The sequence below is a fragment of the Solwaraspora sp. WMMA2059 genome (genome assembly GCF_027497315.1).
GTDB lineage: Bacteria > Actinomycetota > Actinomycetes > Mycobacteriales > Micromonosporaceae > Micromonospora_E.
This window is the reverse complement of record NZ_CP114908.1, coordinates 2,291,402-2,305,000: the sequence shown is the minus strand read 5'-3', so window position 1 is coordinate 2,305,000 and position 13,599 is coordinate 2,291,402. Positions and strand designations below refer to the sequence as shown.

Below are 13,599 nucleotides of genomic sequence, written 5' to 3'. Positions count from 1 at the left end.
TGTTGAGGTAGGCGCCACCTTCGGCGATCGCCCGACGTGCCTCGTTGAGACTGCCGACAAGTCCCGACTCCTTCAACAACGCTGCCACCGCCGGCATCTCGCCGGTCACCGTCAGCAGGCCTGCCTCCCGCAATGCGGCGTGCAAGGTCTCCGGAGCCAGTTCGTCCAGCGACCCTCGGCCGAACAAGGCCTGGCTCGCGGCCACCGCCTGGGCTGCCTCCGCCGGACCGTGCACCAGCGCGGTGAGCTCCTCGGCCAACGCCCGTTGGGCGATCCGCGAAGCCGGCCGGGCCGCCGACTCCCGCTCCAGTTCGGCTATCGTCTCGCGATCCCGGAAGCTGAAGTAGCGCAGGTAGCGCCCGACGTCGCGGTCGTCGACGTTGACCCAGAACTGGTAGAAGGCGTACGGGCTGGTCAGCGCGGCGTCCAACCAGACCGCGCCACCCTCGGTCTTGCCGAACTTGGTGCCGTCCGACCGGGTGACCAGCGGCGTCGTGAAAGCGTGCACCGGGCCGGCTCCACGCCGGCGCACGTAGTCGACCCCTGCGGTGATGTTGCCCCACTGATCGGAGCCGCCGAACTGCAGCAGGCAACCGTGCCGCCGGTGCAGCTCAAAGAAGTCGTTCGCCTGCAGCAGCTGGTAGCTGAACTCGGTGAAGCTGATGCCGCTGTCCAACCGGGCCCGGACCACCTCACGGGCGAGCATCCGGTTGACCGGAAAGTGCTTGCCCACGTCCCGGAGGAACTCGACGACCGACATCGGCCCGGTCCAGTCCAGGTTGTTGACCGCCTGCGCCGCGACCGGCCCGGTGAACGAGACGAACGGCGCGAGCTGGTCGCGGATCCGGTCGACCCAGCCCGCCACCACCTCGGGCGGATTCAGGTTACGCTCACCGCCCTCCTTCGGGTCCCCGATCTGCCCGGTGGCCCCACCGACCAGCAGCAGCGGCCGGTGTCCGGCAAGTTGCAGCCGACGGGCGGTGAGCACCTGAACCAGGTGGCCCACATGCAGGCTGGGGGCCGTCGGATCGAAGCCGACGTAGAAGGTGGTCGGGTCGCGCAGCTGCCGGCCCAGTTCGGTCACATCCGTGGCATCCTGGATCAGGCCTCGCCAACGCAGCTCGTCCAGCACGTCGGGCGTACCGGCCGGGTCTTGTTCGTCCGTCACGGCGCGATTGTCCCTCATCGCGGACCAGCACGGACATCCGGTTTCCGACCTGCGGCGCAGGTCGGACCGAGCCCGCGAGCCCATCGGGACATGTCGTTGACCGGCGTTGGCCGGGCAGGGCGTCCGGCCCGCCGGGCAGGGCCGCCCGGCTCTGACCGGCCGACCGCCGGACGGGGTGCAATGAGAGTGCCGGCAGGGCGGTCGAGCGCCGGCAGAGGGAGCTGACGGTGAACACCATCGAGTCGACGACCGAGCAGCGCGACAGCCGGCAGCCGGTCCCGGTCCCGGTCCCGGTCGAGCCGACCGGATCGATTGGTCAGCCGGCGAAGCAGCCCGGGCTGACCGTACGGCACGTCGACGGCGAGCGGTACGCGGTGCAGGTCCGTGGCCACCAGATCATGGTCGACCAGCCGGTCAGCGGCGGCGGCTCGGACAGCGCACCGACGCCGGTCGAATTGTTCGTCGCCGCGCTCGCGTCGTGTGTGGCGTACTACGCCGGCCGCTACCTGGTCCGGCACGGGCTGTCCCGGGACGGGCTCGCCGTCGGTGCCCGGTACGTGATGGCGGCCGACCGGCCGGCCCGGGTGGCCGCGGTGCGGATCGAGCTGAGCGTTCCGGACGAACTGCCGGCCGGACGCCGGGCGGCGCTACGGGCCGTCGCCGCGCACTGCACGGTGCACAACAGTTTGCTCGACCCACCCGAGGTGGAGATCGAACTGGCCGCTACCTGACCTGAGGCGAGGACGCCGGATCGGCCGGTGTCGGCGGCGACACCGGCCGGCTGAGCGGGTTTCGCGTGGTCGATCACCACGCCGTGCCCGCAACGGGCGGCTGTGGCAGGGTGGCACCGTGGCGATGACACCCGTGAGCCCGGCGGCGCGTGGCGCCCACCGAGCCGTCCGGCTCGAGGATGCCATCCACGCCCTGTTGGAACGCCGGCTGCGGCGACGAGGTTGGGATCTCACGCTCATTCCGTACACCGGCTACGGGGCGCCGGGCTGGGTCCGGGTGATGGCGCGGGTGCTGCTGGGTCGGCCGGATCCCCCGCATCGGCGGGCGAAGAAGGTACGGGGCTGGCGCAGTTTCGCCACCCTGCCGGTCAAGGACGCGCCGGTGGTGATCGAGGCCGGCGGCAAGCGGCACGAGGTCCAGGCTGACCGGGGCGGGTTCGTGGACACCGTCGTGCCGGCCGATCTGGAGCCCGGCTGGACATCGGTACGGCTGCACAGCGGTGACTCCGAGCCGGTCGACGCGCCGGTACGCATCGTCGACCCGCAGGTCCGGTTCGGCATCATCTCCGACATCGATGACACGGTCATGGTGACCGCGCTGCCCCGGCCGATGTTGGCGGCGTGGAACACGTTCGTGTTGGACGAGCACGCCCGAGCCTCGGTCGCCGGAATGGCGGTGCTGTACGAACGCCTGGTCACCGCGCATCCGGGTGCGCCGGTGCTCTACCTGTCCACCGGTGCCTGGAACGTCGCGCCGACTTTGCGCCGGTTCCTGTCCCGGCATCTCTACCCGGCCGGCCCGCTGCTGCTGACGGACTGGGGTCCGACCACCGAACGGTGGTTCCGCAGCGGTCGGGACCACAAGCGCGCCAGCCTGGCCCGGTTGGCGGAGGAGTTCCCGCAGATCCGCTGGCTGCTGGTGGGCGACGACGGGCAGCACGACCCGGAGATCTACGCCGAGTTCGCGGCGCAGCATCCGGACAGTCTGGCGGCGGTGGCGATCCGTCGGCTCTCGCCGACGCAGGCGGTCCTGGCCGGCAATCTGCCGGCACCGGCCGGTGAGACCTCCAGGGCGGCCGGGCCGGGTGGCCGGCGGTGGTTGTCCGCGCCCGACGGCGCCGGCCTGGCGCACCTGCTGCGCGAGGCGCGACTGCTGTGACCGGTCAGCCGAGCCGTCGGCTCGGCTGACCGGTCACTCAGGTTGAGGGCGGGGCGTCCGCTGGCCCGGCCTCGACGAGCCGCTGTCGGAGCCGGTCACGGATCTGTTCCGCCGTGTAGGCCCGACGGCGTCGTTCGGCCCGGACGACGACCGCTCCGGTCGCGGCGACCCCGACGAACGCGGCCAGGCCCACTACCTTCCACCAACGCATCCGCCTAGGGTAGTCGAGTGACCGGCGAACCACTCTCCCTCGACGCGGCGGTCGAACTGACCCGCACCGGTGACCTGTGGCTGTTCCGCGGGCGAACGATGCCCGACCGGGCGATCCAGATGACCACGAACAGCCCGGTGAACCATGTGGGGATGGCGGTGGTGATCGAAGATCTCCCGCCGCTGCTGTGGCACGCCGAGCTCGGGCGGTCACTGCCGGACATGTGGTCGGGCACCCACCACAGAGGTGTGCAGCTGCACGACCTGCGCGAGGCGGTCACGGTCTGGGCACGGCGCTACGGTCAGCGGGCCTGGCTGCGGCAGTTGGAGCCGCCCGCCGACAGCGCGATGGAGGATGCCGTGCTACGGACCGTCGCCCGGTTGGACGGCACCCCGTTCCCCTCCACCGCCGCGCTGGCCTGGCGGTGGCTGCGGGGTCGTGCCCCGTCGGTACGGCGGGCGCCGCTGGCCGGCGCGGTACGCGAACGGTTGGCCACCTGGTTGCCGCCGGTTGGTCGGGGCACGGCCGGTGCCGAAGCAGCCGAGGCAGCCGAGGTGTCGGGCGGCGCCGAACTGTCGGCTGACAGTGCCGCCGGCCGGACGGATCTGGAAAGTGTCTACTGCGCCGAGGTGGTCGCGGTGACCTACGAGGCGATGGGGCTGCTGCCAACGGGCCGGCGCACCAACTGGTACGACCCGGGCCGGTTCTGGAGCGGTGACCGACTCCGGCTGAGCGACGGTGCGCAGCTCGGTGTGGAGATCGCGGTCCGGGTTCCGCCGGCGACAGTCGGACGGCGGGCCGCCGACGCATCGGGATGACCGGCGCCGACGACCAACCTGCGAGCGATCAACCGGCTGACGCGTCCGGCCAACCTGCGAGCGATCAGCCGGCTGACGCGTCCGGCCGGGACCGGTCCGCCCGGTGGGAACAGCGACTGGCGGTGCCGGTGCTGGTCGCGGCGCTGGCCTCGGTTCCGGCGGTGTTCCTCACCCTCGCTGGCGGGGCGCTGGCAACGGTTGGTGAGGTCCTGCACTGGGCGAGCGGAGCGGTGCTGGTCGCCGAGACCGCCGTACTGCTGGCCTTCTCCGCCGACCGGCTGGCCTGGCTGCGGCGCAACCGCGGACTGGTGACGCTGACCCTGATCGTGGTCCCGGTCACCATCCTGGCGTTGGGGCCGCTGCAGGTGTTCCGCTTGATCTACACGGTAGGCACCTTGCGGCTGGTCCGGGCCCGGCGGATCGTGCGCGCTGTGCTGGTGCTGCACGGCCGGTTCGGGCCGAGCGGGCCGTGGGCGACCGCGTTCGCCCTCGGCGCCGGCGTGCTGGTCGCCGCGTTCGTGGCGATCACGTTGGTGGATCCCACGTCCCGCTCCCGGATGCTGCTGCAGGACTGGTTCGGCTGGACTGGCAGCGGTCACGTGGTCGCGGTCTGTCTGGCCGGAGCGATCGTGTTCGGTGCCACCTGGGTGGCGCTGCGCAACCGTCGCCAGTCCGGGCAGCACGACGACGCGGCGTCGGAGTAGTCCGGCACCGTCGGAGTAGTCCGGCAGCCGCCGACGCCCGGGCGGCCGGCCGCCGCGACTGCAGCGAGGGACAATGGTCGGGTGAGACCGTGGCTGCAGCTGACCAGCGCTGACCTGATCGCCCAACTCCCGGCAGGCGAGGACCAGCAGGTGCACTTCCCGGAGGCTCTGGTCGAGGCGGTGATCGACGAGTACACCACGGCCGGGCAGGCGGTGCTCGACCCGTTCGCCGGCTACGGCACCACACTGGTGACCGCGGCGCGGATGGGTCGACGGGCGACCGGCGTGGAACTGCTGCCCGACCGGGTCGCGCTGATCCGGCAGCGGCTCGCCGGAGCGGCCGGTGCCGAGATCGTCGACGGTGACGCCCGGAAGCTGATCGGCCTGGTCGACGGGCCGTTCGACCTCTGCCTGACCTCACCGCCCTACATGGACGCGACGGACCATCCGGAGAATCCGCTCAACGCCTACGAGACCCTCGACGGTGACTACACCAGCTATCTCGACGAGATCGGTGAGGTCTTCGGTCAGGTCGCCCAGTTGCTGCGGCCGGGCGGCCACGCCGTGGTCAATGTGGCGAACATGCGGGTCGACGGTCGGGTGACCACCCTCGCCTGGGACGTGGGTCGGGTGATCCGCGCCCATCTCACTCTGCTCCAGGAGTCGTTCCTGTGTTGGGACCACCAGCCCGACTGGCTGACCGGCGACTACTGTCTGGTTTTTCAACGGCCGAGCTGAGCGGGCGGTTCTCGACGTCGGTGTGGTCGCCGTCGGTGTGGTCGCCGTCGGTGTGGTCGCCGTCGGTGTGGTCGCCGTCGGTGTGGTCGCCGTCGTCCTGCGAGGATCGGCGCAGCCGTACGCCGCTGATGGCGTGGTGGTCGACGGAAGCGACGGTGAGTGCCCAGCCGTCGACCCGGACCGACTCGCCCACGTCGGTGGGGATGTGGCCGAGCCGGGCCAGCACCAGACCAGCCACGGTGGTGTAGTCGCCGTCCGGCCGGCCGGGCAAATCGACCCCGATGTCCCGCAGGTCGTGTACGGGGAAGGTCCCGGGGACCAGCATGGTGCCGTCCGGCTCGGTGCGTACCGCGCGGATGTCTCGGTCGGTTTCATCGTAGATCTCACCGACGATCTCCTCCAGCACGTCCTCCAGGGTGACGATGCCGTCGACGGCACCGCGTTCGTCGACGACCAGCGCGATGTGCTGGCGGTGGGTCTTGAACCGGCGCAATGCGTCGACCACCGGCAGCGACTCGGGCAGCAGCATGGGCGGGCGGGCGACCGCGTCGACCGGCCGGTCGTCGGGTACGCCGACCAGGTCGCGCAGGTGGATCACACCGACGGTGTCGTCCAGCATCCCGTTGCGGACTACCGGCGCACGGGAGTGACCTGAGGTGGCCAGCACGATTCGGGCCGCCTCGGCGGATGTCCCGCTGTCCAGGGTGAAGACCTCCAGCCGGGGCACCAGCACGGCGCGCAGCCGCCGGTCGGCGATCTCCAGTGCCCCGGAGATGATGGTTTGCTGCTCGGCGCTGAACGCCCGGTGACCGGCCACGATGTCGCGCAGTTCGTCCGGGCTGATCTCATCGCGGGTCGCCTTCGGGTCGCCGCCAGCGAGGCGGACCACGATGTCACTGGTGGCGCCGAGCGCCCAGACCGCCGGCCGGGCCAGGCTGGCCATCATGTCGAGGGGTCGGGCCACCGCCAGGGCCCACCGCTCGGCCCGCTGCATGGCCACCCGCTTCGGGGCCAGTTCACCGAAGACCAGTGTGACGAAGGTGAGCACCAGGGTGATCAGCACGATCGCCGCCGGCTCCGCGGCCCGGCCGAGCACGTCCAGCGCTGGCACCAGCGGCTGCGCCAGCGACACCGCAGCGGTGGCCGAGGCCAGAAACCCGGCCAGGGTGATGCCGATCTGGATGGTCGCAAGGAACCGGTTCGGGTCCTTGGCAAGCTTGGCCAGGACCCGGCCTGTCCGACGGGACCGTTCCAGCCGTTGCAGCTGGCTGTCGCGCAGTGACACCAGGGCGATCTCGCTACCGGCGAAGACCGCGTTCAGCACCACCAGGATCCCGACCAGCGCGAGTTGTGTTCCGTACCCCTGCACGTACGCACCTTCCATCGCCGCCGTCGTGACCCGGATTCCGTCGCCGGTGTGCTGCGGCCTGCTTTGCCCACCTGGGCCGAATGCGAATCCTGCCATCCGTCTGGGTTTCCGGGCCGCTCGGCCCGCCGGTCACCTGGCATCCGGCGTCGCTGTGCCCGGCCGGTGGGCGAAGACCCCTAGCATTTTCTCAGGAAGATTTCGTAGTGTCGGGTCGTATGAGCTGGAAGCATCACCTTGCCGTACGGATCGCCCGGTCGACCGGAATGCAGATCACCCGCCGGGGCGGCCGTCCCGCCTTCGTCCGCCGCCCACACCGGCTGCTACGCCAGCCGGTCTTCATTCTGTCGTCGGTCCGGTCGGGGTCGACACTGCTGCGAATGATGCTGAACAGCCACTCCTCGCTATACGCTCCGCACGAGCTGCATCTGAGCAAGTTGCGGGTGGAGTTCAGTGACCACTACATCACGGACAGCATGGGCGAGTTGGGCTGGGACGCCCAGGAGGTCACCCACCTGCTGTGGGACCGGGTGTTGGACGCGGCGTTGCAGCGCAGCGGGAAACAGGTCCTGGTCGAGAAGACTCCGCACAACGTGTTCATCTGGCCCCGGATCGCCCAGGTGTGGCCGGACGCGCGGTTCGTGTTCCTGCTACGCCACCCGGCCGCGATCATCGACTCGTGGACCAGGGCCCGACCCCAGCAGACGCCGCAGGAGGCAGTTGAAAGCGTCGGCCGGTACCTGACCAAACTAGCCGAGGCACGCCGGGTGCTTCCCGGACACACGGTCCGCTACGAGGATCTGGCCGACGATCCGACGACCGAGACCCGGCGCATCTGCGAGTTCCTCGGTCTGGAGTGGGAGCCGGACATGGTGGAGTACGGCCGATTCGACCATGGCCGGATCAAGGCCGGGCTGGGTGACTGGACCGGACGGATCCGTACCGGAACGGTCCAGCCGCCCCGGGAACTGCCGGCCGACGTGGCGCTGCCGGCTCCGCTGTTCGAGGTGGCCCAGAGCTGGGGCTACCCGGCCCGCCGGGACGACTGAAGGCCGAGGTGCACCGCGGCGGTGGCCTTGCGGAACGCCTCGACGGCGCCGACCGGATCGCCAGTGTCGGCCAGCACGTCACCGAGTTCGGCCCAGGCCCGGGACGCCTGCCGCGAGGCGCGCAGCCCGCCGAGGGTCGCGGCGGCGCCGGCGAACATCTCCCGGGAACCGGTGATGTCGCCGGCGGCCGCCAGCGCGGCGGCGAGGGCGGTCTGCGCCCGGGCCCGCTCCAGATGTGCCTGCCCGCCGAGTTCGGCCAGCGACCGCCGGGCGCTGCGCACCGCGCCGGCCGCGTCGCCGTCCAGTAGCAAGGTACGCGACAGTTCGGTCAGTACGTAGCCGCGGTCGATCCCGCCGCCGACCTCGGTGAGCTCGCGCAGCGCCCGTTCGAACGTCGTGCGGGCCTCGTCGATGCGGGGTGGCGTGTGGCTGAGCAGGATGCAGCCGTACGCGGTGAGCAGCCGGGCGGCGCTGCGTCGGTCCCGGTCCTGGCGGAAGAAGGCCAGCGCCTCCTCGGCGAGTTCCAGTGCCTCGCGGTAGCTGCCCTGTTCGCAGGCGACCTGGCTGGCGTTCCAGAGCACCGCGGCCCGGGCCCGGGGTGAGCCGATCCGGTCGGCGCGCTGCAGGCCTTCGTGGAGCAGCCGTTCGGCCTGTCTCAGGTCGCCCAGCTCGCAGTGGGCGGCTGCGACCGTGGCGAGCAGCCGGACGGCGTCCTCGGACTCCCAGGCACCGAGGCGGTCGACGCGGTCCAGGGTGCCCATCCCGACCTCGATCACCCGCTGCAGTTCGCCGAGCTCGTAGAGGCACCGGATCCAGCTGATCACCATGCCGAGCGAGGCGACGAACGCCGGGCCGTCGGGGTTGTCGCGCAGCAACGACTCGTACTGCTGGGCGGCTTCGACCAGTCGGCCCTGCTCGGCCAACGCGCGGGCCAGGCCGAGCTGCGCCTCGGTCCGGGTCAGCGGGTCCGGCGCGGCGGTGGCCAGGACGCTGCTGAACTGCCGTTCCGCCTCGGTCGGGTCTCCGGCTTCGATGGCGAGCCGACCGTACGACAGGGTCAGTGCGGCGGGCCTGGTGGCGACCGCGTCCGCTTCCCCGGCGAGCTCGGCCACCGAGCAGCCGAGGGTCTGCGCCAGCTGGCGTAGCACCTCCGGCTTGGGCGACCGGCGCCCGGCTTCGAGTAACGATATGTAGCTGACCGACAGGCTCCCCCGGGCCAGCTCCCGCTGGGTCATGTTGCGCGCGACCCGCAGGGCTCGCAGCCGTCGGGGGAAGTCCGGGTGAACTTGTTGACTCATGTCCAGCCCCCTCATCTACTGCACGGAGGTTTATACCACCGTCGAGGAGTGTCGATTAAGTTGTTCCGCTTGGCGTTCGCCGTCGCGTTCGTCGCCGTGTTGGCCGGGGTCGGCGGCACGGCGGGACCGGGTGCGCTGTCCGGGTCGGTCGGGTCCGCGCGGCTGGCCGTCCTGCTGCGGAATCGAACACCAGATCCTGTCAACTCATTGACTGCCTGACAGTCAACTGCCTACTCTTCCGGAGTCAACCGCTCCGGAGGTCGCCTGTGTCCGAGCCCTCGTACCACCCCGGTCCACGGCTCTCCCAGCAGGAGACCGCAGTGCTGGTCGCCTACCTGTCCGGGCTGACCATGGTCGCCGCCGCCCGCCGCGTCGGCGTCGGTCTCGGCACCGCCAAGCAGTACCTCGAGCGGGTCAAGCGCAAGTACGCCGCCGCCGGCCGCCCCGCGCAGACGAAACTGGAGCTTGCCCGGAGGGCGGTCGAGGACGGCCTGCTGTCGTGGACGGAGCAGCCGTCGCGTCGCGCCGGCTGACGACCTGCTGCCGCACCGATCGCCCGTCATCCGGTCGCGGTCGGCGCCCCGGTCCGGCCGCCGCGCGGCCGGGGAGCGGCCCGACGGTACGCGCTGACCGTCGGCTCGCCGGCCAACCAGAAGCGCCACGGCGTGTGCGGGGCCGCGCCCACCCCCACCCGGGGACCGGTACGGACAGCTCCGGCCGGGACGGGCACCGGCGGTGGCGTCAGCGACACCGGACCGACGCCGTCGAGCAGCGACGTACCGTTCGCCGTGCCGTCCAGCCCGAGCGCGGCCATCAGCCGGGCCGGACCACGGGCCAGGTCCCGGTCCGACACCCACAGGCCACGCCGCCGCCGGGCCGACCCGTGACCCGCGACGATCTCGCCGGCCCGCAGCAGCACCGCCGCCGCCTGTCCCGGCGGGCCGGTGACCACGTTGCCGCACCAGTGCATTCCGTAGCTGAAGTAGACGTACAGGTGACCGGACGGCCCGAACATCGGGGCGTTACGCGGCGTACGGCCCCGGTGGGCGTGCGAGGCGGGGTCGGTGCCGACCCCGGCGTACGCCTCGACCTCGGTGAGCCGGACCTCGACGTCGCTGACGGCGACCCGGCAGCCCAGCAACGCGCGGGCCGCGGCGTCGACCGGTCCGGCGAGCACCGTCGCGAGATCGCCGACCGGCGCGGGTGGTCTCATGGTGCCAGCACAGCACAGCGACCCAGCACACCATCACCGCCCGGGAGCGACCGATGAGTCCCGCCGACACCCCGCCACCGCCGTACTACCTGGTGGTCTTCGCCTCCACCCGCACCGACGACGACCACGGCTACGCGGCCACCGCCCGCCGGATGGTGGAGCTCGCCGCCACGCAGCCGGGCTTCCTGGGCGTGGACAGCGCCCGGGACCCCGACGGGGTCGGCATCACCGTCTCCTACTGGCGTGACGAGGAGTCGATCGCCGCCTGGCGTCGACACGTCGAGCACCTGATCGCCCAGGCCGACGGCAGGGCCCGGTGGTACGCCAGCTTCGCGGTGCACGTGGCCCGGGTGGAACGGGCCTACCGGTTCCCGCCGCCCACCCGGTGACCCGGACCCGGCCGCCGGTTGGGTCAGCGGGGCACCACCGACTCCGCCGCCCACCGGCGCCACCCGGACAGCTGCTCCGTGACGGCGGCCAACTGGTCGGACACCGGACCGGGGCCGGTCGAGCCCGGCGTGGTCCGCACCGCGAGCGCCGACCGTACCGAGAGCACGTCCCGGACACCGGCGTCAAGGTGCTCGCTGACCAGCCGCAGATCGTCGTCGGAGACCTCGTCGAGCGCGCACTCACGGGCCGAGCAGAGCGCCACCAGCTTGCCGGTGACCTCGTGCGCGTCCCGGAACGGCACACCCTTGCGGACCAGCCAGTCCGCCACCTCGGTGGCCAGGGTGAACCCGGCCGGGGCGGCGGCTGCGAGCCGGTCCACCCGTACCGTCATGGTAGAGATCATCCCGGCCAGGGCCGGGAGCAGCAGTTGCAGGGTGTCGACGGCGTCGAACGCCGGCTCCTTGTCCTCCTGCATGTCCCGGTCGTAGGTCAGCGGCAGCCCCTTGAGCATGGTCAACACCGCCACCAGCCCGCCGACGAGGCGGCCGGACTTGCCCCGGGCCAGCTCGGCGATGTCAGCGTTCTTCTTCTGCGGCATGATCGACGACCCGGTGGCGAAGGCGTCGTCGAGCTCCACCCAGCCGAACTCCTGCGAGGTCCAGAGCACCACCTCCTCCCCCAGTCGGGACAGGTGCACCCCGACCATCGCGGTGGCGAAGAGGAACTCGGCGGCGAAGTCCCGGTCGGCGACCGCGTCCATCGAGTTGGCGAACGAGGTCCGGAACCCCAGCTCCTTGGCGACCGCTACCGGATCCAGCGGAAGGCCGGAGCCGGCCAGCGCGCCGGCACCCAACGGTGACACGGCGGTACGCGCGTCCCAGTCGCGCAACCGGTCCAGGTCACGCAGTAGTGGATGGACGTGGGCCAGCAGCCAGTGCCCGAACGTCACCGGCTGGGCGTGCTGCACGTGGGTCATCCCTGGTGCCGGAGTCTCCAGGTGCCGCTCGGCCTGCTCGACCAGAGCAGCGGCCAGCTCGACCAGCTGTGCGGCCAGGCCACGGGCGTGGTCCCGCAGATACAGCCGCAGATCGGTGGCGACCTGGTCGTTGCGGGACCGGCCGGCGCGCAGCTTGCCGCCGAGCGAGCCGAGCCGCTCCAGCAGGCCGCGTTCCAGCGCGGTGTGCACATCCTCGTCGTCCACGGTCGGCCGGAACGACCCGGAGGCGCAGGCCGCCTCCAGGTCGTCCAACGCGGCCAGCATTCGACCCAGTTCGTCCGGATCGAGCAGGCCGGCGGCGGCCAACACCCGGGCGTGTGCCCGGGAGCCGGCGATGTCGTACGGGGCCAGCCGCCAGTCGAACTGGACGCTGACCGACAACCGGGCCAGCGCCTCGGCCGGCCCGCCGGCGAAGCGGCCACCCCACAGGCTGGTGCGGTTCGGGCTGGCGGTGTTCTCGGTCAGGCTCTTGTCGTCCACAGCGACCATTGTCGGGGTCAGGCCTGCGAGCCGGGCAGCCGGGTTTGCCCGCCGGGGCCGGCGAGCCGCGTGTCGCGGGCGGTGGCCAGCCGGCTGGACAGCCCCCACAGCTGCACGAAGCCCTTCGCCTGGCTCTGGTCGAAGGTGTCACCGGTGTCGTAGGTGGCCAGGTTGAAGTCGTACAGGCTGGCCTCGGAACGCCGGCCGACGACGACCGGCCGCCCGCCGTGCAGCACCATCCGGACCTCGCCGGTGACGTGCCGCTGGGTCTCGTCGATGAACGCGTCGAGGGCCTGCTTGAGCGGGGAGAACCACAGGCCGTCGTAGACCAGCTCGCCCCAGCGCTGGTCCACGGTCCGCTTGAACCTGGCCACCTCGCGCTCCACGGTGACGTTCTCCAGCTCCTGGTGGGCGGTGATCAGCGCGATCGCGCCCGGTGCCTCGTACACCTCGCGGCTCTTGATCCCGACGAGCCGGTCCTCGACCATGTCCAGCCGCCCGATGCCCTGCGCGCCGGCCCGCCGGTTGAGCTCCACCACCGCCTGGTACGGGGTGACCGTCTCGCCGTCGACCGCCACCGGCACGCCGGCGTCGAAGGTGATGGTCACCTCGTCGGCGTCGCGCGGCGCGGCCGGGTCGGCGGTGTAGGAGTACAGGTCCTCGATCGGGGCGTTCCAGATGTCCTCCAGGAACCCGGTCTCCACCGCCCGGCCCCACAGGTTCTGGTCGATCGAGTACGGCGACTTGTGTGACACGTCGATCGGCAGCCCCTTCTCCTCGGCCAGCGCGATCGCCTTGTCCCGGGTCCAGGCGAAGTCCCGGGCCGGGGCGACCACCTTCAGCTCCGGCGCGAGCGCGCCGATTCCGACCTCGAAGCGGACCTGGTCGTTGCCCTTGCCGGTGCAGCCGTGCGACACCACGGTGCCACCGTGCTCACGGGCCGCCGCGACCAGATGCTTGACGATCAGCGGCCGGCTCAGCGCCGACACCAGCGGGTAGCGGTCCATGTAGAGGGCGTTCGCCCGCAGCGCCGGCAGGCAGAAGTCGGCGGCGAACTCGTCGCGGGCGTCGACCACCTCGGATTCGACGGCGCCGCAGTCCAGCGCCCGCTGCCGGATGACGTCCATGTCCTCGCCACCCTGGCCGACGTCGACCGCGACGGCGATCACCTCGGCGCCGAGTTCCCCGGCGAGGTACGGGATGGCGACCGAGGTGTCCAGGCCGCCGGAGTAGGCGAGTACCACCCGCTCAGTCATGATGTCGTGCTCCTCGGTTGA

General features: G+C 71.6%; 15 protein-coding genes (1 of these 15 running past the window's edge). 8 read left to right on the top strand and 7 right to left on the bottom strand.

Features of this window, described 5'->3' with window-relative positions:
* Window positions 1-1,168, bottom strand: partial view of a tyrosine--tRNA ligase gene (tyrS, locus tag O7553_RS10620; RefSeq protein WP_281554636.1) — the 5' portion only. The gene continues 116 nt to the left of window position 1, outside the view; only the first 1,168 of its 1,284 coding nucleotides appear in the window; it begins with the start codon at window positions 1,166-1,168; its stop codon lies beyond the left edge, outside the window.
* A gap of 227 nt (window positions 1,169-1,395) precedes the next feature.
* On the opposite strand from tyrS, the gene O7553_RS10615 reads away from it, so the two are divergent.
* Together O7553_RS10615 and O7553_RS10610 are read left to right on the top strand one after the other, a co-directional pair.
* Window positions 1,396-1,899, top strand: coding sequence for an OsmC family protein (locus tag O7553_RS10615; RefSeq protein WP_281554635.1), 504 nt, complete (start codon window positions 1,396-1,398; stop codon window positions 1,897-1,899).
* 124 nt (window positions 1,900-2,023) lie between these two features.
* Entirely contained in the window at window positions 2,024-3,058 is a 1,035-nt protein-coding gene (locus tag O7553_RS10610; RefSeq protein WP_281554634.1) for a phosphatase domain-containing protein, read from the top strand.
* A 37-nt stretch (window positions 3,059-3,095) separates the two neighbouring features.
* On the opposite strand, the gene O7553_RS10605 is transcribed toward O7553_RS10610, so the two are convergent.
* Entirely contained in the window at window positions 3,096-3,269 is a 174-nt protein-coding gene (locus O7553_RS10605; RefSeq protein WP_281554633.1) for a hypothetical protein, read from the bottom strand.
* A gap of 17 nt (window positions 3,270-3,286) precedes the next feature.
* Between O7553_RS10605 and O7553_RS10600 the strand changes: the two genes are divergently transcribed.
* The 3 genes from O7553_RS10600 to O7553_RS10590 all read left to right on the top strand — a co-directional run bounded on the left by O7553_RS10600 (window position 3,287) and on the right by O7553_RS10590 (window position 5,529).
* On the top strand, window positions 3,287-4,087 hold the full coding sequence (locus O7553_RS10600; protein WP_281554632.1) for a hypothetical protein: 801 nt from the start codon (window positions 3,287-3,289) through the stop codon (window positions 4,085-4,087).
* 122 nt (window positions 4,088-4,209) lie between these two features.
* The gene (locus O7553_RS10595) at window positions 4,210-4,791 is read left to right on the top strand and encodes a hypothetical protein (protein ID WP_281554631.1); all 582 of its coding nucleotides are present in this window, start codon (window positions 4,210-4,212) and stop codon (window positions 4,789-4,791) included.
* An 81-nt stretch (window positions 4,792-4,872) separates the two neighbouring features.
* Window positions 4,873-5,529 (top strand): DNA methyltransferase, encoded by a 657-nt coding sequence (locus O7553_RS10590; RefSeq protein ID WP_281554630.1) that lies wholly within the window; start codon window positions 4,873-4,875, stop codon window positions 5,527-5,529.
* Here O7553_RS10590 and O7553_RS10585 read toward each other — a convergent pair.
* A complete protein-coding gene (locus O7553_RS10585) occupies window positions 5,438-6,898 on the bottom strand; it encodes a hemolysin family protein (protein WP_281555564.1) in 1,461 nt (486 codons plus the stop codon). The two genes, O7553_RS10590 and O7553_RS10585, sit on opposite strands and share 92 nt — an antisense overlap.
* A 215-nt stretch (window positions 6,899-7,113) precedes the next feature.
* On the opposite strand from O7553_RS10585, the gene O7553_RS10580 reads away from it, so the two are divergent.
* On the top strand, window positions 7,114-7,944 hold the full coding sequence (locus O7553_RS10580; protein WP_281554629.1) for a sulfotransferase: 831 nt from the start codon (window positions 7,114-7,116) through the stop codon (window positions 7,942-7,944).
* Here O7553_RS10580 and O7553_RS10575 read toward each other — a convergent pair.
* Window positions 7,920-9,242: a tetratricopeptide repeat protein gene (locus O7553_RS10575; protein WP_281554628.1), complete on the bottom strand. Its 1,323-nt coding sequence runs from the start codon at window positions 9,240-9,242 to the stop codon at window positions 7,920-7,922. The two genes, O7553_RS10580 and O7553_RS10575, sit on opposite strands and share 25 nt — an antisense overlap.
* Before the next feature lie 266 nt (window positions 9,243-9,508).
* On the opposite strand from O7553_RS10575, the gene O7553_RS10570 reads away from it, so the two are divergent.
* Window positions 9,509-9,775: a hypothetical protein gene (locus O7553_RS10570; protein WP_281554627.1), complete on the top strand. Its 267-nt coding sequence runs from the start codon at window positions 9,509-9,511 to the stop codon at window positions 9,773-9,775.
* A gap of 26 nt (window positions 9,776-9,801) precedes the next feature.
* On the opposite strand, the gene O7553_RS10565 is transcribed toward O7553_RS10570, so the two are convergent.
* Entirely contained in the window at window positions 9,802-10,455 is a 654-nt protein-coding gene (locus tag O7553_RS10565) for a DNA-3-methyladenine glycosylase (RefSeq protein ID WP_281554626.1), read from the bottom strand.
* Window positions 10,456-10,508: 53 nt separating this feature from the next.
* Here O7553_RS10565 and O7553_RS10560 point away from each other — a divergent pair, with 53 nt between their 5' ends.
* Complete coding sequence (locus O7553_RS10560) at window positions 10,509-10,844, top strand: antibiotic biosynthesis monooxygenase (RefSeq protein WP_281554625.1); 336 nt, start codon at window positions 10,509-10,511, stop codon at window positions 10,842-10,844.
* Between the two features lie 23 nt (window positions 10,845-10,867).
* On the opposite strand, the gene argH is transcribed toward O7553_RS10560, so the two are convergent.
* The gene (argH, locus tag O7553_RS10555; protein ID WP_281554624.1) at window positions 10,868-12,331 is read right to left on the bottom strand and encodes an argininosuccinate lyase; all 1,464 of its coding nucleotides are present in this window, start codon (window positions 12,329-12,331) and stop codon (window positions 10,868-10,870) included.
* A gap of 8 nt (window positions 12,332-12,339) precedes the next feature.
* Window positions 12,340-13,578, bottom strand: a complete 1,239-nt coding sequence (locus tag O7553_RS10550; protein ID WP_281554623.1) for an argininosuccinate synthase — start codon at window positions 13,576-13,578, stop codon at window positions 12,340-12,342.
* Between the last annotated feature and the right edge of the window lie 21 nt (window positions 13,579-13,599).